Below are 20,020 nucleotides of genomic sequence, written 5' to 3'. Positions count from 1 at the left end.
TCTCTCCTTCATTTCTACTTACCCGAAATGGCGCGCTTGTGCGCGGCTTCTTCTTCATTTGTATGTTTTTCACTCGTTTCTTTCGGCACGATCATCGTAATATGACGGTATAAGTTCGTAAACTCAGCTGGAAGCGGGCCGCCGTACTCGCCGTCCAGGTTGAGCTGCATTTTATCAACGGATTCGACTTTAATGTGACTTGCTTTCTTATACACAACATTTGGATCATTGATATGATCCCCGCGTAATGCACTGCTTGCGATGCGAATGAATTCTGCGATGTTCGTCTTCTTTAAAATCATAAGATCGAACAGACCATCATTTAACGACGCATGTGGCGCTAGCTTCTCAAATCCGCCGATGGAGTTTGAGTTTGAAACGAGGAAAAGCATAATTTCACCTTCAAAAAGCTTACCGTCGTATTCAATTCTGGTTCTTGCAGGGCGAATTGATGGAAGCATCTCAATGCCTTTCATATAGTAAGCTAGCTGGCCAAGCATTGTTTTAAGCTTACTAGGCACTTCATATGTTAATTCAGTCAGGCGTCCGCCACCTGCAATGTTGATAAAGTAATGTTCGTTCACTCGACCGATATCAATGGGCATTTCAAGACCGTTGCACAGAACATCCATCGCCCCTTCAATCGTACGTGGAACGCCAATCGCTCGCGCAAAGTCATTGGTTGTTCCAACTGGAATTATCCCCATCTTTGGACGATATGGCTGCTCGGCAATTCCATTGATTACTTCATAAATCGTTCCATCTCCACCTGCTGCGATCACAAGATCAAAGCGTCGGTCCACGGCAATGCGTGCCGCTTCTGTTGCATCCCCTTCACAAGTGGTAGCATGAGCAGATGTCTCGTACCCATTTTTTTCAAGGCGTTCGAGAATATATGGTAGTGACCTCTTCACTTGTTCTCTTCCGGACGTTGGATTATAAATAAGTCTCGCACGTTTCATCCTTCATCATCCTATCTTCTCTATCTTGATTCATTAGTTATTGTACTGGCATTAAGTGTCGTCATTATTTATATGATAGTCGCAAACAAAAAACGCCCACAATCTCGTGACCGTTTTCTACCGATTAACCTTCTGTTCTGATTATAGGCTTTTCCCTAAAAAAAAGCAAAGCGAAAATAAGGGAATAAAATGAACATGCTAATACTCCATATTAGACATAAAAAAACCCTCCACATTGGGAGGGTTTCATCCATTATCGCTTATCCATTTCTTCTACGATCAGTTTGTTAACCATAGGAGGATTTGCTTTTCCTTTAGTTGCTTTCATTACCTGACCAACGAGGAAGCCGAGGGCACGGTCTTTCCCGTTTTTGTAGTCTTCGATGGACTGCTCGTTCTCATCAAGAATACCTGAAACGATGGAACGAAGCTCGCCTTCATCAGAAATCTGAACGAGGCCTTTGTCTTTAACGATCTGTTCAGGATCGCCGCCTTTTTCAATAAGATCTTTAAAGACTTTCTTTGCAATCTTAGAAGAAATTGTTCCCTTTTCAATAAGGGAGATCAGTTTACCTAAGCCTTCTGGCGTTAGAGCTACTTCATCAATTTCTTTGTAGTTTGCATTCAAGTAAGCCGATACTTCACCCATTAGCCAGTTGGATGTCTGCTTCGGATCAGCTCCCTGGCCAATCGCTACTTCGAAGAAATCAGACATTTTCTTAGACTGAGTGAGAACCATTGCATCGTACTCTGGAAGGTCATACTCCTTCACATAACGCTCGCGACGAGCATCTGGAAGCTCCGGAATATCCGCACGAACGCGGTCCATCCATTCTTTATTGATCGCTAGACGAACAAGATCTGGTTCTGGGAAGTAACGGTAGTCGTCAGACCCTTCTTTCACACGCATGAGAATCGTTTTCTTGCCAGCTTCGTCATAACGACGTGTTTCCTGACCGATGACGTTTCCTGCAAGAAGTTCTTTCTCCTGACGTACTTCTTCATATTGAAGACCTTTTTGTACGTTAGCAAACGAGTTCAAGTTCTTAAGCTCAGTTTTCGTGCCAAACTCTTCTTGACCATACGGACGAAGAGAAAGGTTCGCATCACAGCGAAGAGATCCTTCTTCCATTTTACAGTCAGACACTTCCGTATATTGAAGAATCGCTTTCAGCTTCTCAAGGTAGGCATACGCTTCTTCTGGTGTACGGATATCCGGCTCAGATACAATCTCAACAAGCGGTGTACCCTGACGGTTGAAGTCCACGAGAGAGTGATTCTCGCCTTCAACGTGCGTGAGTTTACCAGCATCTTCTTCAAGGTGAAGACGTGTAATCCCAATACGCTTTGTTTTGCCGTTCACTTCAATATCAATCCAGCCGTTTTCACCGATTGGCTTGTCATATTGAGAGATCTGATAAGCTTTCGGGTTATCTGGGTAGAAATAGTTTTTACGGTCAAACTTTGTGTCTTCTGCGATTTCACAGTTCAATGCCATTGCCGCACGCATCGCAAAATCAACGGCCTGTTCGTTCATCACTGGAAGAACACCAGGATGGCCAAGACAGATCGGGCAAACGTTCGTGTTAGGCGGCGCACCGAAATTCGTTGAACAATTACAGAAAATCTTTGTGTTTGTCTTCAGTTCTGAGTGAACTTCCAGACCAATAATAGTTTCAAAATTCATTTTCAGTCGTCACCCCTTACAGCTCTGGTTTAGCCTTATGATGATCCGTTGCTTGCTCAAATGCATGAGCTACGCGGTAAACGGTCTTTTCATCAAAGTGCTTTCCGATTATTTGAAGTCCAACAGGTAGACCATTTGATAAACCACAAGGTACAGAAATCGCAGGAACGCCTGCAAGGTTAACCGGAATTGTGAGAATATCATTCGCATACATGGTTAGCGGGTTATCAATTTTCTCGCCTACTTTAAAGGCAGGTGTCGGCGTTGTCGGTCCGATAATCACATCGTAGTCTTCGAACACTTTTTCAAAGTCATTCTTAATGAGCGTACGAACTTTTTGTGCTTTCTTATAATAAGCATCGTAATAACCAGAGCTAAGAGCAAATGTACCAAGCATGATGCGTCGTTTTACTTCGTCCCCAAAGCCTTCACTTCTTGTTTTCTTATAAAGATCAAGAAGGTTTTCAGCTTCAGCACGAACGCCATAGCGTACGCCGTCAAAACGGGCCAAGTTAGCAGATGCTTCTGAAGAAGAAAGAAGGTAGTAAGTTGCTACGGCATATTTTGAATGCGGAAGGGAAACCTCATCCCAAGTCGCACCAAGCTCTTCAAGCTTTTTAAGGGATTGAAGGACGCTGTTCTTTACGTCTTCATCTACACCTTCAGCAAGGTATTCTTTCGGTACAGCTATACGAAGGCCTTTCACATCTCCTGTCAGGCTTGAAAGATAATCCGGAACATCAACGTTCGCTGAAGTTGAATCCATCTTGTCATGTCCAGCAATCGATTGAAGGAGATAGGCATTATCTTCTACAGTGTTTGTAATTGCTCCGATTTGATCAAGAGATGAAGCAAACGCAATGAGGCCAAAACGTGATACAAGACCGTACGTAGGCTTTAGTCCAACGACACCGCAAAAGGCAGCTGGTTGACGGATCGAACCACCTGTATCAGATCCAAGAGAGAAGAATACCTCTCCAGCCGCAACAGAGGCAGCTGAGCCACCGCTTGATCCGCCCGGTACATAATCTGTATTCCAAGGGTTACGCGTGCCGAAATAACCAGAGTTCTCATTCGAAGAACCCATTGCGAACTCGTCCATATTCAATTTGCCTACAGTAATGGTTTCAGCTGCATTTAAGCGCTCAACTACCGTTGCATTATGTAATGGTTCGAAGTTACTAAGAAGTTGACTTGATGCCGTTGTGCGAAGACCTTTTGTGACGATATTGTCTTTCACACCGACAGGTAGACCAAAGAGAAGTCCTCTTGCCTCTTCTGTACCAAGCTTTCCATCAAGTGCTTTGGCAGCTTGCATGGCTCCTTCTTCATTTAACGTCATGAATGCTTTCACTTTTTCGTCGACCGTATGAATGCGATCGAACGATGTTTGAACAAGTTCACTGACGGATAACTCTTTCTTATGAAGCAAGCTGTGAAGCTCACTTATGCTTTTATCAAACAAGGACGTTGCCTCCTTTACTCAAATATTGATGGTACTTTCACTTGACCGTTCTCTTGATCTGGTGCATTTTTCAATGCTTCTTCACGAGATAACCACGGCTGCACTTTGTCTTCACGAAGGACATTTTTCAAATCAAGAACGTGTGTTGTAGGCTCAATGTTCTCTGTATCTAATTCATTCAGCTGCTCAGCCATCGAGATAATGTCATCAAGCTGAGTAGTAAATTTTTCGACCTCTGCCTCATCCATTTCAAGTCTTGCGAGGTTTGCTACGTGCTTAACCTCTTCTTTGGTAATTCTGGACATTTCTTTCACCTCCACAAATTTCGAACAACCTGCAATATATAGATGATACCAAAAACAGGCTTCATTAAGCAACAGAACGCCGTTCAATCCAATTTTAAACAAACGTTTGATTAATCTTCGTTAATTAAACGTTTATTTAAATGATTTGTTACGGATAGACATCATTAATATAAGATCCGCTGCAATCCCTCTGTTTCTATTCCTACGTGAAAAAAGACTCACCCCGTGGTGGGATGAGTCTTTGAAAAACTGATTATAGTTTAGATGTTCTTGCTTCTTCAAATTCAGCTTCAATTTCTTCGCCTGGTTCTTTACCAACAAAGCTAAATACCATAACAGCAATCCATGCAAAGATAAAGCCTGGAATAAGTTCGTAAAGATCAAACAGTCCGCCTGAAAGTTGAGCCCATAAAATAACGATTACTGCACCTGTAATGATACCAGCCAGGGCACCATTACGCGTCATTCGTTTCCAGAACAGACTCAGTATAATAACAGGTCCAAATGCGGCACCAAACCCGGCCCACGCATAACTTACAAGATCGAGAACACTGCTATCAGGATTATAAGCAAGTAGGATGGCAAGTAGAGCAATCGCTAATACCGCAATACGACCAACCCATACAAGCTCAGTTTGACTTGCGTTTTTACGAAGAATCGCTTTATAAAAGTCCTCCGCAACAGCACTTGATGAAACAAGAAGTTGAGAGTCAATTGTACTCATAATCGCAGAGAGGATCGCAGCAAGCAAGAAACCGGATACCCATGGATTAAAGAGAACTTGTGTAAATTCGATAAAGACTGTCTCAGAGTTCTCAAGTCCCGCATTAAAGTACGCAATACCAATAAAACCAGTAAAGATGGCACCAAATAGGGAAAGAACCATCCACGTCATACCAACAAGACGTGCTTTTGGAATTTCTTTGGACGATTTAACAGCCATAAAACGAGTGATAATGTGAGGCTGACCAAAGTAACCAAGTCCCCAACCAAGCAGGGAAATGATTCCCATAAAACTCATACCTGTAAAGATATCAAGATACGTTGTATCTGCTGCACCAACTTGATTTACCGTTTCATTCCAACCGCCCATTTCATTTAAAGCAACGATTGGTACGATAACAAGTGCAAGGAACATAAGGATTCCCTGGAAGAAATCTGTCCAGCTTACCGCTAAGAAACCACCGAGGAACGTATAAGAAATAATAACTAGTGCACCGATCCACAAGGCGCTTTCATAGCTCATGCCAAACGAGCTTTCAAACAGGATTGCGCCCCCAACAAGACCTGAAGACGTATAGAACGTAAAGAATACAAGAATGACAATTGCAGAAATCACGCGAAGTGCTTTCGATCCATCACGGAAACGATTCTCAAGGTAGTCAGGAACCGTTATGGAATCATTCGCCACTTCAGTATATCGGCGAAGACGTGATGCAACAAACTGCCAGTTCAGGTAAGCTCCGATTGCGAGCCCAATCCCAATCCAAATTTGACTCATACCACCTGCATACATAGCACCTGGTAGGCCTAGTAAGAGCCAGCTACTCATATCTGATGCCCCTGCACTTAGTGCGGCAACAGATCCACCTAATCTTCTTCCTCCAAGAACATAATCAGATAAGTTACTTGTCATTTTGTAAGCAATCAATCCAATTGCAAGCATACCGACCAGGTACACTATAAACGTGACTAACGTTGGCGTCTCAATACTCATCGAGTACTATTCTCTCCTTTCGGTAAAAAAAGTTATTATTGATAATACGACTAATAAAGGCATTGGTATAAGTAACCAGAACCATGTTGCGGTAGTTAAGGTATATTCCACACTTTCACCCCCTCCAAAGTCAATATTCACAGCTATGCATTTTACCTGTGAACTCAAATTATTGATGTAGACCATTAGTCCTTTGCAAACCAATGATTACTATATCACAAAACATTTTTCAGAACAATGAAAAAATTGTATAATAAACTTTTTCATGAATAAAAATTCACAAAAGGAGTTTATTTCCTTCTTTTAGCAACCTTTATATCATAAGTATTCAAGAAAATTTATTTAAATAAATTCCTGATTATGTGAAGCTTCGACACACTTTAGTAACAATTACCCACCTTTTTGTAATGTTAACCTTCAAATTGAAATATTTTTTATAGATTGCCGCGTTTTACTCCTTTTCATACTGTCTTAAAGGGAAAAAATCATAACTATTTTTCTCCTCTTCTTTCTTAGAACTCTCTTCCTCCACCATCTTTAAAATACGATAAATCGTAAAGATTACTGTTTGCAAAACGAAATGATTACGATATAATAGGTGGCAGAGAAAATTAAAGAAGGGAAAATCGCTTATGAAAAGTCGCTTTTTACCGTTTGCACTCTTATTATCATTATCTACGTTTGTCCTAGTTGCTTGTGGTCAAGAAGAATCAGGCACAAATGACAAGCTAACGATTTATACAACACTTTATCCACTCGAATATTTTGCTGAACGTATAGGCGGAGATAACGTTACCGCTGAATCAATTATTCCTCCTGGTAGCGATGCCCATAGTTTTGAACCAACAACTAGAACAATGACCGAACTAGCTGAAGCTGATTTGTTTATTTATAATGGTGCCGGTATGGAAGGCTTTGCTGATGCCGCTAAAGATACGCTAACAAATGAAGATGTGATGATTCTTGAATCGGCCGAAGGAATCCACGTTGATGAAACAAAAGAAGAACATGAAGAACACAGTGAAGATGATGCGCACTCGGATCATGATCACGGGAATATCAATCCTCACATATGGATTGATCCAACCCTTGCTATTCAGCAGGCTGAAAACATCAAAAATGCTCTTATTAAAATTGATCCTGACAAGCAGGAAACATTTGAATCTAATTTTGTCGCATTAAAAGAAGAACTTTTAGCACTAGATAAAGAATTTCAAGAAATGGCTGATCGGGCGCCAAAGAAAGAGTTCCTCATTTCACACGATGCTTATAGCTACTGGGAAAGCCGATATGGACTTAAGCAAGTAAGCGTGTCTGGCCTTTCACCCTCTCAAGAACCAACACAAAAACAATTAGAAGAAATCATTGAAACAGCAAAAAGTTATGACTTAAAGTACATGCTTTTTGAACAAAACGCCACTCCTAAGCCAGCAAAGGCTGTTCAACAAGAACTTGGTCTTGAAACGCTTCGTATTCACAATCTCTCAGTCTTGACTGAAGAAGATATCGAAAACGATGAAACGTATTTCACATTAATGAAACAGAATATCCAAACACTAGAAAAAGCTCTGTCCAACTAATAAAAGCCCTCCCGACATTCGGGAGGGCTTTCGTTATTGATAAATATGCACAAAAGGTTCTTCTTCGTTAGGATCCTTCACAATCATACTTTCTGTTTCTCCGTTGTTTGTAATATAAATCGAAACAGGTAAATCTTGTGGAAAAGTATCGTTTCGTTTCTTGACAAGGCCATTAACAAATTGCGTAAATGAAATCACTTCCGCTTTGCTATAGAACTGAATCGGAATCTCCACTTTTAATTGGGAGAGTTCATCCTGTTTGTAAAAGCCCGTTCCAATCACACCGACAAAGTTTGGAAAGAAATCCTGTATTTCTCGCGTGAAGTCATCAAACTTCTCAGCTTCAGCAGGATATTCCTCGTCAGCGGCTGATGATGGAAAGGCAATATACTTTTCATTTAAATCTTTCCATGAATCAGGACTCGATTTCCCTTTTTCTACAGTGGTGCTTGCCACAAAATTTCCAGGAACAACCGATTGTCTAGGTTGTTCTAAGAAAAGAGTGAACACGATGGGAACATCATGCTCGGCTCTAATTTTCTGAATGATTGGTTTAATGGACTCTTTAGCCTTTGCCACTACTTCTTTTTTGTCTAACTTTACAGATCCCGTGTATTTTAAACCATTCTCATCAAGAACAGAATATGGATACTCTGAATAAAGTGACAGAGCGATTGAGATGCCGCCCAGTTGTAATTCATCGTCTTTGTTCTGCACATAGTAATCCTGTTCATGGATATAGGAAAGGAATTTAGGGTTCTTCTTCTCCGCTTCAATGACTTGCTCATACTTAGCAGGATCTTCTTCCACTCCAAGCTGTGGGTTCAACCCTTCGTTGACTTCCTTATCTTTGTCTTTCTCCGCTTCTTCTTTTGTTACACCGTTATCACGATACAGCCAGCCATGAATTTGCTCTGTGTCAAACAGCTGCCCTTCTTTAAAGAAATATTTTTCAGGATCAAACTTTTCTTGAGAAAGACGCATTAATCCCATTTCAAGTGCATCAACGTCAAGACGATTATCAACACCCGCTGTGATTAATCCTCTTACTTGGGATGTATCAAGAGAATTTTTCTCCCCACTTTTCTCTAACACGGAACGATAATAAGTCTCCGAGGTTTTAATATCATCACTTACAATCATTTCTTCACTTTCTTTGCCTTCTGAATCATTCACCTTTACTGTATCGTCCTGCTCGCCCTTCATGAAGCTTGGAACACAACCGGATAATACGAGCGAAAGGGCCATGATACTAACGATGAACGTTTGCTTCTTTGGCATTACTTTCCTCTCCTCATTCGTTTAACTCTTCAAGGAACCTGTTCTCACTCCATACGTCGATACCCAGGGACTCTGCCTTCTCAAGCTTCGATCCAGCATCTTCTCCAGCAATCACAAGGTCCGTGCTTTTGCTAACACTGCCCGTTACCTTTGCACCCTGTTCTTCTAGCTTTTTCTTCGCTTCCCCACGACTTAACTGTTCAAGTTTCCCAGTTAAAACGACCGTTTTTCCTGCAAAAACAGAGTCGATTTCTTCAACAGCAACTGGTTTAGGGCCTTTGTAAACCATGTTCACACCCGCATCTTTTAATTCATCAATTAACTCATGGACCTCTTCGTTTTGAAAATAACGAACGACGGAATCAGCCATTTTCTGACCAACTTCATTGATCGCTTCAAGATCTTCAATACTTGCTTGAACGAGGCTATCCATCGAACCAAATTGTTGGGCGAGTGTTCTTGCTGCTTTCGCACCTACATGGCGAATACCGAGACCAAACAAAAGCTTTTCTAAAGAATTATCCTTTGACACTCGAATCGCTTCAAGAAGATTTGAGACCGACTTTTCTCCCATGCGTTCAAGTTCAATAAGTTGGTCATGTGTGAGCTGATAAATATCAGCTACATCATGAATTAATTCCTCACGAAAGAGCTGAGTTATCACACTCTCGCCTAATCCATCAATATTCATCGCATTGCGAGAAACAAAATGAATCAAACCTTCTCGGAGCTGAGCTGGACATTTTGGATTAATGCATCGAAGCGCAACTTCTTCTTCTAGCCGAACAAGATCGCTTTTACATTCAGGACATTGTTCAGGCATAGAGAAATCCCTCTCATCTCCTGTCCGACGCTCTTCAAGAACAGATACAACTTCAGGAATGATATCTCCTGCTTTTTTAACAACGACATAGTCGCCAATTTTAATATCTTTTTCACGAATCAGATCCTCATTATGAAGAGATGCACGTTGTACCGTAGTTCCTGCTACGAGAACTGGCTCTAACAAAGCTGTTGGCGTTACAACACCTGTTCTTCCTACATTCAGTTGAATATCCAGAAGTTTCGTCACAACCTCTTCAGCAGGAAACTTATAGGCAATTGCCCAACGAGGACTCTTTGCTGTAAACCCGAGCTCTTCCTGTTGGCTGAGCGCGTCTACTTTTACAACAATGCCGTCTATTTCATAGGAAAGGTCAGGTCGCTTTTCTGACCAGCCACCTATGTAATCAATGACATCATCAATTGTGTCACATCGTTTCCATTCTGGATTGGTTTTAAAGCCAAGATCCTTTAGAAAATCAAGGCCACTCGAATGTGCGCTAATTTCTTTTCCTTCCACCGTCCCTACACCGTATACAAAAATAGAGAGGTTACGGCTAGCGGCAATCTTAGGATCAAGTTGACGTAAAGAACCTGCCGCTGCATTCCGAGGATTAGCAAAAAGGTCCTGCTCATTCTTCTCACGTGCTTCATTTAGCTTCATAAAGGATGGCTTTGGCATATAGGCCTCACCACGAACCTCCATGCTCACATTTTCTTTTAGTCGTAAAGGAATAGCGGGAATGGTCTTCAGGTTCTGAGTGATGTCTTCTCCTACAGTACCATCTCCACGCGTTGCCCCTCGAACGAAAACGCCATCTTCATAAATCAGCGAGACTGCAAGACCGTCTATTTTTAATTCGCATACATATGAAAAGTTTTCGCCAATTCGTTCACGTACACGTCGGTCGAAATCCTTCAAGTCATCTTCACCAAAAGCATTTCCAAGACTTAGCATCGGCACTCGGTGTTCGACTTTTTGAAAGCCTTCGAGCGGAGGGCCCCCGACGCGCTGTGTTGGTGAATCCTCTGTTTTCAGTTCTGGGTTCTCTTCCTCTAGGTTAATTAATTCATTCATCATGCGATCGTATTCCGCGTCCGGAACGCTAGGCTGATCCAGAACATGATACTCGTAGTTATACTGATTTAAGAGCTGACGAAGCTCTTCGATGCGCTTTTGCTTTTCTTCCATCGCCAAACCTCACCTTCTAAAATGGCTATTCCTTTTCAATTGGCGCAAACTTTGCTAACAAACGCTTGATACCAACTGGATTTGGGAACGCAATATCAAGCTCGGTCGAATCGCCTTCACCTTTCACGCTAACAACCGTTCCAACTCCCCACTTTCGATGGCTCGCTTTGTCTCCAACCTTCCAATCGAGAGAATCTCCTCCTGTTGAAGTGAGCTGAGGACGTCGAGGTGTTTTCGGAGTAGCAGGCCTTGAAGAAGGTCGAGAACTCACTCCTCCAAAAGGTGTTGCAGGCTTTTCCTGTCCTTGCTTTTCAAGCAATTCTTCTGGAATCTCACCAATAAAGCGAGAAACAGGATTGGCATTTGTTTTCCCGTATAGCGTTCGAAGACGAGAGTTTGTTAAAAATAACTCTTCTTCTGCCCTCGTAATCCCTACGTAAGCAAGTCGACGCTCCTCTTCCATTTCTTCTTCCTCAAAGAGTGAGCGACTATGCGGAAATACCCCTTCTTCCATCCCGATAAGGAAAACGACAGGAAATTCTAGACCTTTCGCAGAGTGAAGGGTCATCAATGTAACAGCTTCCTTCTGCTCGTTTTCATCCTCATCCAGCTTATCAATGTCTGCAACGAGGGCAAGGTCCGTTAGAAAAGCGATCAGGCTTTTGTCTTCACTTGCTTTCTCAAACTCTTGCGTAACAGATAGAAATTCATCAATATTTTCGAGGCGCGTTTGTGATTCAATCGTGTTCTCATTTCGCAAAGCATCACGATAGCCTGATTTATCAATCACTTCTTCAACAAGTTCAGAAACCGCTAAATATTCCTGCATTTGCGACCAGTTTGCCATTTGATTACCAAACGTTTTAAGAGACTTCGTAAAACGGGCACTTAAGCCAATCTGTTCAACCTCTTGAAGAGCTGTAAAGATAGAAATATCTTGATTAGCTGCATATTGCGCTACTTTATCCATTGTTGAGGCCCCTACCCCACGCTTTGGCACATTCACTATTCTTAATAAGCTAATGTCATCATCCGGATTTGCAATTAAACGCAGATAAGCGAGAACGTCTTTAATTTCTTTACGGTCATAGAACTTTGTACCGCCGACAATGTTGTAATGAATGTTCGACTTATTTAAAATTTCCTCAATCACTCGGGACTGGGCATTCGTCCGATAAAGAATCGCAATTTGTGAGTTTGTCCGCTTTCCGCTATTGACCATATCAAGAATTTTCCCAGTTACAAAGCGACTCTCATCGTGTTCATCATTTGCCTGATAATACGTAATGTGCGGGCCATCATCGTTATCAGTCCATAGCTTCTTAGGCTTACGATTCATATTGTTCTCAATCACAACATTTGCCGCCTGAAGAATTTTCTTTGTGGAACGATAGTTTTGCTCCAGGAAAATCGCTCGTGCACTCGGATAGTCTTTTTCAAAAGAAAGGATATTCTGAATGTCTGCACCGCGCCAGCGATAGATCGACTGATCAGAATCGCCTACTACGCAAAGGTTCTGATATTTTTCAGCCATCAGTTTTACTAAGACATACTGTGCTTTGTTCGTATCCTGATACTCATCCACGTGAATATATTGGAATTTACGCTGATAAAATTCAAGAACTTCTGGCACTTTTTTAAATAATGTAATGGTTCGCATAATCAAATCGTCGAAGTCCAATGCCTGATTTTTACGGAGTTGTTTCTGATATTGCTCATAGGCATCCGCTACAACACTTTCATATGGTCCTTTTGCGTTCGCTTTATAGTCTTCCGGCGTCTCAAGCTCATTCTTAGCAGAGCTAATACTACCGAGAATTCCTCGCGGTTCAAATTTCTTAGGATCAACGTTTTGTTCCTTCAATATTTTCTTAATCACCGTTAGCTGGTCACCAGAATCGAGAATTGTAAAGTTGCGGTTAATCCCGATGCGATCCCCGTCTCTTCTTAATATACGAACACACATCGAGTGGAACGTGGAAATCCAAATATCTTCGGCTACCGGGCCGGTGATGGAATTCACTCGCTCTCTCATTTCACGTGCTGCTTTATTAGTAAAGGTAATCGCTAAAATGTTCCAGGGAGACACTTGTTTTTCAACAAGAAGGTACGCAATTCGATGCGTGAGCACTCTTGTTTTTCCACTGCCTGCTCCAGCCATAATTAAAAGCGGTCCATCCGTGTGCTTGACCGCTTCTTGTTGTTCGGGGTTTAACCCGTTTAGTAACTTATCAACTATTCGTTGCATGTTTTCGCACTCCTCGCAAACATATGTTCTTATATCTTATTTTACCTGATCGATCGGAGAGAATCAATTTTCTTTCACAGCAGCAACTGTTTTAAGCGCTTGTTTTATATTATCGTAAATAATATTTCCAACAATAACAGTATCAGCAAAAGCTTTCATTTCCTTGGCTTTCTCAGGAGAATCAATTCCTCCACCATAGAATAGTTTCGTATCGTTTAGAACCTGACTTACCTTCCGCACAAGCTCTTTGTTTCCATAGGTTCCGCTATATTCCACATAAAAAATCGGCAGCTTGAACATCTTCTCTGCCATCCGAGCATAGGCAAGGACATCTTCTTCATCAAGATTAGTATGAGCAGAAGTTAACTCAGCAACCTTTGAATCTTGATTGAGAATACAATACCCTTCCATAACAATTTCATCCCAATTCATAATCTCACCAAAATCTTTTACAGCTTCATGATGCAAACCTGTCACCCAACGACTATCTTCGGTGTTCAGGACGGTTGGGATAAAATAAAAATCAAATCCAGGTGTCACTGCTTCCACAGTCGATACCTCAAGAGCACATGGTACCGCGTAACGACGGATTCTAGCAAGTAAATCTAATGTCCGATCTAGCGTCACTCCATCACTACCACCAACAATCACTGCATCCGTCCCAGACTCACAAATCGCCTCAAGATCATAATCCTCAATCTCCTTATTCGGATCCAGCTTAAACACATGCTTCCACTCTCGAAAATCAAACATCCTAACCCTTCCTCCCACTTTTCCTCATAAATTGGATTATATCAAAGAATACATGAAAAGCGGAAGTGGGCCCGTTTAAATCTGCAGGATGTTGGAGCCCATGAGACTGAGACGCTTTTTGTCTCATTCGATTGGGCGAAACAGCCGGAAGATTTGGCCCACTGCAGCTGGATCACCGAAAAGCGGAAGCGTCCGTTTAGCCTCGACAAGCGCTGGAGCCCTATCAAAAGAACACGGTCTTTGTGTTCATTTGATGGGGTGAAGCGATCGAGAGGCTGGACGCTGTAGCTGGATCAATGAAAAGCAGAAGCCCCAGTTTAACCTATCCCCATATTTCCGCGAAATTCTTATTAATTCCGCGATAATCTGATTTTTTCCGCGAAATCGAACCTTTTTTCCGCGATTACTTAAATAATTCCGCGAAATTGCTAAATTGCAGTCATTACTTTTCCACCCAAAACAAAAATGAGCCGTAACCCGGCTCATTTCATTTACTCCTTATTATGAACACGATCTAGCGTCATTTGATAACCATCGTTTCCATAGTTTAAACTACGCTTCACTCTTGAAATCGTCGCTGTACTTGCACCTGTTTCTGTTTCAATTTTGTGATACGTAAATCCTTCACGAAGCATTCTTGCTACTTCCAATCGCTGAGCAAGAGATTGTATTTCATTCACTGTGGCTAAATCATCAAAGAATAAATAACATTCTTCTAGATCTTTCAATGAAAGAATCGCCTCAAACAATTGGTCTAGTGTTTTACCTCTAAGTTTATCAATTTGCATGATCAATCCACTCTCCTTACTTCATTCTGTATCGGTCTATGTTCTGTGTTCTTTATTCTCCACTCATCAAGATGCGCCAGTATTCCACTTTACATCCATTTTAACAATTCAAGCTAGCAAATTCATGCACTTTACTTCGTTAAGGATTTACTTGGTTATAGTTTAACGCATTATCGAAGGAAAAAGTACCATTTTCCTCTTTACATCATAAATTCCTTGCTGCGTCAATCGAATAAAAGGTAAATGCGTCGAAGAGAAAAACAGCAGGCTATATACTGGATCTTTGTATAAATAGCCTCTATCCTCCAGTTCTTGGATCATTCGTTTTTCCTTGGTAATGAGTTCTTCAAGTGGAAGATCAGACATTTTCCCCATGAGAGGTAATTGGATTTCAGAAATGACTTCCCCATTTTCTACAAGGGAAATCCCTCCACCAATTTCATTTATTCGGTTAAATGCTGTCATCATATCTGCTTTATTTTTCCCAATTAGAATAAAATCACCCGTATTCGAAAAGCTACTTGCAAAACCTTGCACGCGATTCGCGAAGCCTTTAATAATGGTGTTTACTCGCCATTCCCCTTCGCGACTGAGAAGCATGATAAAACTTTCATCTGATTCTTCAGGAAGCTTGTCTACGGACGTTTCAACAGATAAGTTATATGGCTTTGTAATCACGGCATTGATCATTTCCATTCCTGCTGGACCCGAGAACGTTAAATCATTAGATTGAATTTCCCACTGATTGTTTAACGGAGTAAGTCCATGTTTTTCCCACTCAAAAGACCAATCCTGATCCGTTTCTTTCCCCTCACGCTTTAGCCATTTTCCACGTGCAAGTACAGAAACAGGAAGAGGCTTATCTTTTGATTCAAGAATGTTAATATGAGCAACTCTACCCGGTGCAATCATACCATGCGTATCGCTTATACCGTAATGATTTGCGACATTATATGACACCATAGAATACGCATCTTCTGAAGGCACTCCTTTCTCAAGTGCTATTTCAATTAATTTGTCTGTTGTGCCATTTTCTAAGAAAGAAGGCGTTGACCCATCCGTATTCATCATGACACGGTCAAAGGAAGTGATGCCTTTTTTAAGTAACGATTCGAGAATGACAGGTAAGTCTGGTCTTATTGAAGAATAACGTAAGGATGTCATCATTCCCATCTCCAGTCGTCGCAGCGCCTCTTCACCAGTCATCGCTTCATGATCACATGAAACTCCTAGAAGACCCATTTTCGTTAAGGTTGCCAGAGAAGCACCAGGCAAATGACCTTCTACAGGCTTACCCAGCCTTCTCGTCTCTTGCATCCATTCTAAAATTTCGTCATCGCCTCCGAGTACGTCAGGCCATGCCGTAAGCTCTCCTCCCTGGATAACTAAGGGATGTGCGAGCCATTCTTTAACGACTTTATTCGTGATCATCTCTTCATCTAACAGCTTGGTTTGCGAATCATAACGTGCCCACCAATACATGGATACAGGGAATTGATCTAGGGATTCGATTAATGTAAGCGCTTTCTCTTTTGGCAAACCTAGAAGTAAAAGAAGGTTATCATTCATCATGGTTGTTGTTCCCCGCTGAGATGCATATCGCGCAAGTGTAAGGGGATTATATAGTTGAAATGGATGTGCATGTGGTTCAATGTAACCTGGCACAAGGCATCGTCCTTCGCAATCAACCCATTCAGTTGAAGGATGCTTTTCAGGAAGATCATCGCCTACGTACACAATACGGTCTTCATACACCCATATATTTGATGTCACCCATTTTTTTATTCCGTGGTTTAAATACGTTGCATTGTAGAAAACGATCGATGGAGGCAGTTCTCCAGACACAACTTGAACGTGCTGACGTAATTGCTGCTTCGTCCATAAATTTTTTCGTTTCGCCATGACCATCACCCGCTTCGAGAAGTTTTCTTTATTTTAACATAATTTTGAAACGTTGCTACTTTTGATTTGTGAATGAAGAAAGGAGATTTTCAAATGAAGCCAAATATTAGCATGATGAATGCCTTTATTCGCCTTACTGCCGGTTTCACTCTACTTGCTTACTCAACGGCAAAGTTATCTAAAGAAGAATCAACATCAGCCTGGGTAATCGCTGCTATCGGCGCCATGAAGGTAGCTGAAGGTCATACACGCTATTGTCCTGTTGTTGATCTTATGACACAGGATGAAACACGCGATCCAGATGAAACGGCGCTTGAAAGAGTGATCAACCCTTCTTAAAATTTTATAAAAAAACTTCCCTGGGTTCAGGGAAGTTTTCTCTACCTTATCAAAAGGAGGTTTCTATATGCTCGAGTATATAACTGATACGTGGTTAATTTACACCATGATTATCGGAAGTATTGTTGCCATTGCGTTTGCCTATATCAGGAAGAAACGTGTGAAGTAGCACGATGCCCAATGTCCGTTCGATAAAAGCCATCTGTTACATGAACTTTCTCAAGCTCGTTGTAAACAGCCTCACTTGCCGCTTTTAAATCATCACCTGACGAAGCTACCAGAAGAACACGACCACCGTCAGTAACAACATGATCGCCACTTTTTTTCGTTCCAGCGTGGAAAACTAGTGCATCCGAACCAACTTCCTCCAGTCCTGTAATATGCTTTCCTTTTTCATAGCTACCTGGATAGCCACCAGAAGCGACAACAACACCGATAACGGCTTGTTCACTCCACTCAAGCTTAGGTTCTTGATTATCCAGAAGATCAAGAATCGCCTGAACGAAATCCGACGTCATTCTTGGTAAAACAACTTGCGTTTCTGGGTCTCCAAAACGCGCATTAAATTCAATTACTTTCGGACCATCCGCTGTTAACATAAGTCCCGCATAAAGAATGCCAGTGAATGAGCGTTCTTCCGCCTTCATTCCTTTAGCCGCTGGCTTCAGTATTGTCTCTACTGCATGATCAACAATTTCTTGAGAGATTTGTGGTACAGGAGAATAGGCTCCCATCCCACCAGTGTTCGGTCCTTGATCACCATTGAAAGCACGTTTATGATCCTGTGAAATCACGAGCGGATATACTCGCTCTCCTTCAACAAGAGCCATCAACGAAAATTCCTCTCCTTCAAGAAATTCCTCGACAACCACTCGTTTACTAGCCGCACCAAATTGATTGTTCTCCATCATATCATGAAGACTGTCGAGAGCTTCCCCTAGTGACATTGCCACGACTACACCTTTACCTGCAGCAAGACCATCTGCTTTGAGAACGATCGGAGCCCCGACTTCTTCAACATAGGCTTTCGCTTCGTTATAGTCAGTAAAGGACTTAGAAAATGCGGTAGGAATGTTGTTCGCAACCATTAATTCTTTAGCAAATGTTTTACTTCCTTCAATCAAGGCTGCTTCCTGTCTTGGTCCAAAGACGCGGAGTCCTTCCTCCTCAAAACGATTCACAATCCCATCAAGAAGAGGTTGTTCAGGGCCAACAAGTGTTAAATCGATGTTTTCCTTTTTTGCGAAGGCAACGAGTCCCTCATGATCACTTTCTTCAATCGCCACAAGATGACTAACGTCCGCCATTCCTGCGTTACCCGGAGCGACGTAGACTTGATCGACAAGGCTACTTTCTGCCGCTTTCCATGCCATTACATGCTCGCGGCCACCGCGACCAATTACCAATACCTTCACTCGAAAAACCTCCTCTTAATGTTTGAAATGACGAATGCCAGTAAAGACCATGGTAATGCCGTATTCATTCGCTTTTTTAATCGAATCCTCATCGCGAATCGACCCACCAGGTTGAATAATTGCTGTCACGCCAGCGCGCCCTGCCGCTTCCACTGTATCATCCATCGGGAAGAAAGCGTCCGAGCCCATCACTGATCCTTTGCTTTTCTCACCCGCTTGCTCAATCGCAATATTCGCCGCCCCAACGCGATTCATCTGACCAGCACCAATTCCGATTGTTTGATCATTCTTTGTGAGAACAATCGCGTTTGACTTGACGTGCTTCACCACTTTCCATGCCAGCTTTAATGCTTCCCACTCTTCTTCCGTTGGTTCACGATCAGTTGGAACGGAAATATCCGCTTCATCAAATCCATAACGGTCACGCTCTTGAAGTAATAGACCGCCATTAACGGAAGTAAGCTGATGCTCTACAGCAGGCGAAGCCGCGACATCAAGCTTCAATAAACGAAGGTTCTTTTTCTTTGTTAAAACAGCTAACGCTTCTTCCGTAAAAGAAGGCGCCATAATAATTTCAAGGAAAATCTCTTTTAGTTTAAGCGCCGTGGCTTCATCCACTTCCCGATTGATTGCAACAATACCACCAAAAATAGATGTGGAATCTGCTTCGTAAGCTTTCTGATAGGCATCAACAATTGTTTCCCCCGTACCAACGCCACAAGGGTTCATATGTTTCACAGCTACAACTGCTGGCTGGCTAAATTCTTTCACAATATTAAGGGCTGCGTTCGCATCATTAATGTTGTTGTAAGAAAGCTCCTTCCCATTTAACTGCTCAGCTGAAGCTAGAGAAGCCCCTTTATAGAGAGGTTTCTTATAAAAAACAGCTTTTTGATGTGGGTTTTCTCCATAGCGAAGCGTTTGTTTACGCTCAAAAGTTACCGTTAATGATTCAGGCTCTTCTTCTCCTGATTGAGCTGTGAGGTATTCAGAGATTACAGCATCATAGGAAGCTGTATGACGGAATACTTTTGCTGCAAGTTCACGACGAAGAATTCCTGTAGTCTCTCCATTTTCTTCGACTTGACGTAAGACGCGGTGATAGTCAGAAGGATCAACCACAACCGTTACATCGCGATGGTTTTTAGCAGCAGAACGAAGCATTGTCGGTCCACCAATATCAATATTTTCAATGGCTTCTTCATACGTTACGTCTGGTTTTGCGATGGTTTCCTGGAAAGGGTACAAATTCACAACAACAAGATCAATCGGTTTAATATTGAGCTCGTTCAACTGTTCCTGATGAGCTTCATTGTCACGCATAGCAAGAAGACCACTATGTACGTTTGGATGAAGCGTTTTTACTCGGCCATCAAGAATTTCCGGGAAACCAGTAACGTCTGAAATCCCCATTACATCCACACCCGCTTCTTCAAGGGCACGCTTCGTTCCCCCTGTAGAGATCACCTCTACCCCTTTTTCCGCAAGTCCTTTTGCAAATGCAGTAATATCTGTTTTATCCGAAACGCTAATGAGTGCGCGTTTAATCGTCATGTGAATTCCT

General features: G+C 42.0%; 16 protein-coding genes. 3 read left to right on the top strand and 13 right to left on the bottom strand.

All coding sequences use genetic code 11. The features are described 5' to 3' along the window. Positions 1-14: 14 nt before the first annotated feature. The 5 genes from PQ511_RS15335 to putP all read right to left on the bottom strand — a co-directional run bounded on the left by PQ511_RS15335 (position 15) and on the right by putP (position 6,136). Positions 15-962, bottom strand: coding sequence for a diacylglycerol kinase (locus PQ511_RS15335; protein WP_273852779.1), 948 nt, complete (start codon positions 960-962; stop codon positions 15-17). 253 nt (positions 963-1,215) lie between these two features. Continuing rightward, positions 1,216-2,649 carry an Asp-tRNA(Asn)/Glu-tRNA(Gln) amidotransferase subunit GatB gene (gene gatB, locus PQ511_RS15330; RefSeq protein ID WP_273852778.1) on the bottom strand — a complete coding sequence of 478 codons (1,434 nt, stop codon included), beginning with the start codon at positions 2,647-2,649 and terminating at the stop codon, positions 1,216-1,218. A gap of 16 nt (positions 2,650-2,665) precedes the next feature. Further along, entirely contained in the window at positions 2,666-4,114 is a 1,449-nt protein-coding gene (gatA, locus tag PQ511_RS15325; protein WP_273852777.1) for an Asp-tRNA(Asn)/Glu-tRNA(Gln) amidotransferase subunit GatA, read from the bottom strand. Positions 4,115-4,128: 14 nt separating this feature from the next. Then, the gene (gene gatC, locus PQ511_RS15320) at positions 4,129-4,419 is read right to left on the bottom strand and encodes an Asp-tRNA(Asn)/Glu-tRNA(Gln) amidotransferase subunit GatC (RefSeq protein ID WP_273852776.1); all 291 of its coding nucleotides are present in this window, start codon (positions 4,417-4,419) and stop codon (positions 4,129-4,131) included. A gap of 253 nt (positions 4,420-4,672) precedes the next feature. After that, positions 4,673-6,136 (bottom strand): sodium/proline symporter PutP, encoded by a 1,464-nt coding sequence (putP, locus tag PQ511_RS15315; RefSeq protein ID WP_273852775.1) that lies wholly within the window; start codon positions 6,134-6,136, stop codon positions 4,673-4,675. A gap of 632 nt (positions 6,137-6,768) precedes the next feature. On the opposite strand from putP, the gene PQ511_RS15310 reads away from it, so the two are divergent. After that, positions 6,769-7,716: a metal ABC transporter substrate-binding protein gene (locus tag PQ511_RS15310; protein ID WP_273852774.1), complete on the top strand. Its 948-nt coding sequence runs from the start codon at positions 6,769-6,771 to the stop codon at positions 7,714-7,716. A gap of 33 nt (positions 7,717-7,749) precedes the next feature. On the opposite strand, the gene PQ511_RS15305 is transcribed toward PQ511_RS15310, so the two are convergent. The 6 genes from PQ511_RS15305 to PQ511_RS15280 form a co-directional block, all read right to left on the bottom strand. Then, on the bottom strand, positions 7,750-8,997 hold the full coding sequence (locus PQ511_RS15305) for a CamS family sex pheromone protein (RefSeq protein WP_273852773.1): 1,248 nt from the start codon (positions 8,995-8,997) through the stop codon (positions 7,750-7,752). Between the two features lie 13 nt (positions 8,998-9,010). Beyond that, a complete protein-coding gene (gene ligA, locus PQ511_RS15300) occupies positions 9,011-11,011 on the bottom strand; it encodes an NAD-dependent DNA ligase LigA (RefSeq protein ID WP_273852772.1) in 2,001 nt (666 codons plus the stop codon). Positions 11,012-11,036: 25 nt separating this feature from the next. After that, a complete protein-coding gene (gene pcrA, locus PQ511_RS15295; protein ID WP_273852771.1) occupies positions 11,037-13,259 on the bottom strand; it encodes a DNA helicase PcrA in 2,223 nt (740 codons plus the stop codon). A gap of 63 nt (positions 13,260-13,322) precedes the next feature. After that, positions 13,323-14,012, bottom strand: a complete 690-nt coding sequence (gene pcrB / locus PQ511_RS15290) for a heptaprenylglyceryl phosphate synthase (RefSeq protein WP_273852770.1) — start codon at positions 14,010-14,012, stop codon at positions 13,323-13,325. A 491-nt stretch (positions 14,013-14,503) separates the two neighbouring features. Further along, entirely contained in the window at positions 14,504-14,800 is a 297-nt protein-coding gene (locus PQ511_RS15285; protein WP_136948324.1) for a YerC/YecD family TrpR-related protein, read from the bottom strand. Between the two features lie 162 nt (positions 14,801-14,962). Continuing rightward, complete coding sequence (locus PQ511_RS15280) at positions 14,963-16,702, bottom strand: adenine deaminase C-terminal domain-containing protein (RefSeq protein ID WP_273852769.1); 1,740 nt, start codon at positions 16,700-16,702, stop codon at positions 14,963-14,965. A gap of 93 nt (positions 16,703-16,795) precedes the next feature. Here PQ511_RS15280 and PQ511_RS15275 point away from each other — a divergent pair, with 93 nt between their 5' ends. Continuing rightward, entirely contained in the window at positions 16,796-17,041 is a 246-nt protein-coding gene (locus PQ511_RS15275) for a YgaP family membrane protein (protein ID WP_224599261.1), read from the top strand. 67 nt (positions 17,042-17,108) lie between these two features. After that, positions 17,109-17,210 (top strand): EYxxD motif small membrane protein, encoded by a 102-nt coding sequence (locus PQ511_RS23680; RefSeq protein WP_337957775.1) that lies wholly within the window; start codon positions 17,109-17,111, stop codon positions 17,208-17,210. Here PQ511_RS23680 and purD read toward each other — a convergent pair. Further along, entirely contained in the window at positions 17,188-18,456 is a 1,269-nt protein-coding gene (gene purD, locus PQ511_RS15270) for a phosphoribosylamine--glycine ligase (RefSeq protein WP_273852768.1), read from the bottom strand. The genes PQ511_RS23680 and purD overlap by 23 nt on opposite strands. A gap of 15 nt (positions 18,457-18,471) precedes the next feature. Continuing rightward, a complete protein-coding gene (gene purH, locus PQ511_RS15265; RefSeq protein WP_273852767.1) occupies positions 18,472-20,010 on the bottom strand; it encodes a bifunctional phosphoribosylaminoimidazolecarboxamide formyltransferase/IMP cyclohydrolase in 1,539 nt (512 codons plus the stop codon). Positions 20,011-20,020 lie beyond the last annotated feature (10 nt).

Source organism: Guptibacillus spartinae (assembly GCF_028610625.1).
Taxonomy (GTDB): Bacteria; Bacillota; Bacilli; order Bacillales; family Guptibacillaceae; genus Guptibacillus; species Guptibacillus spartinae.
Note: the sequence above shows the minus strand (reverse complement) of the source record. Positions and strands in the feature narration are given on the sequence as shown.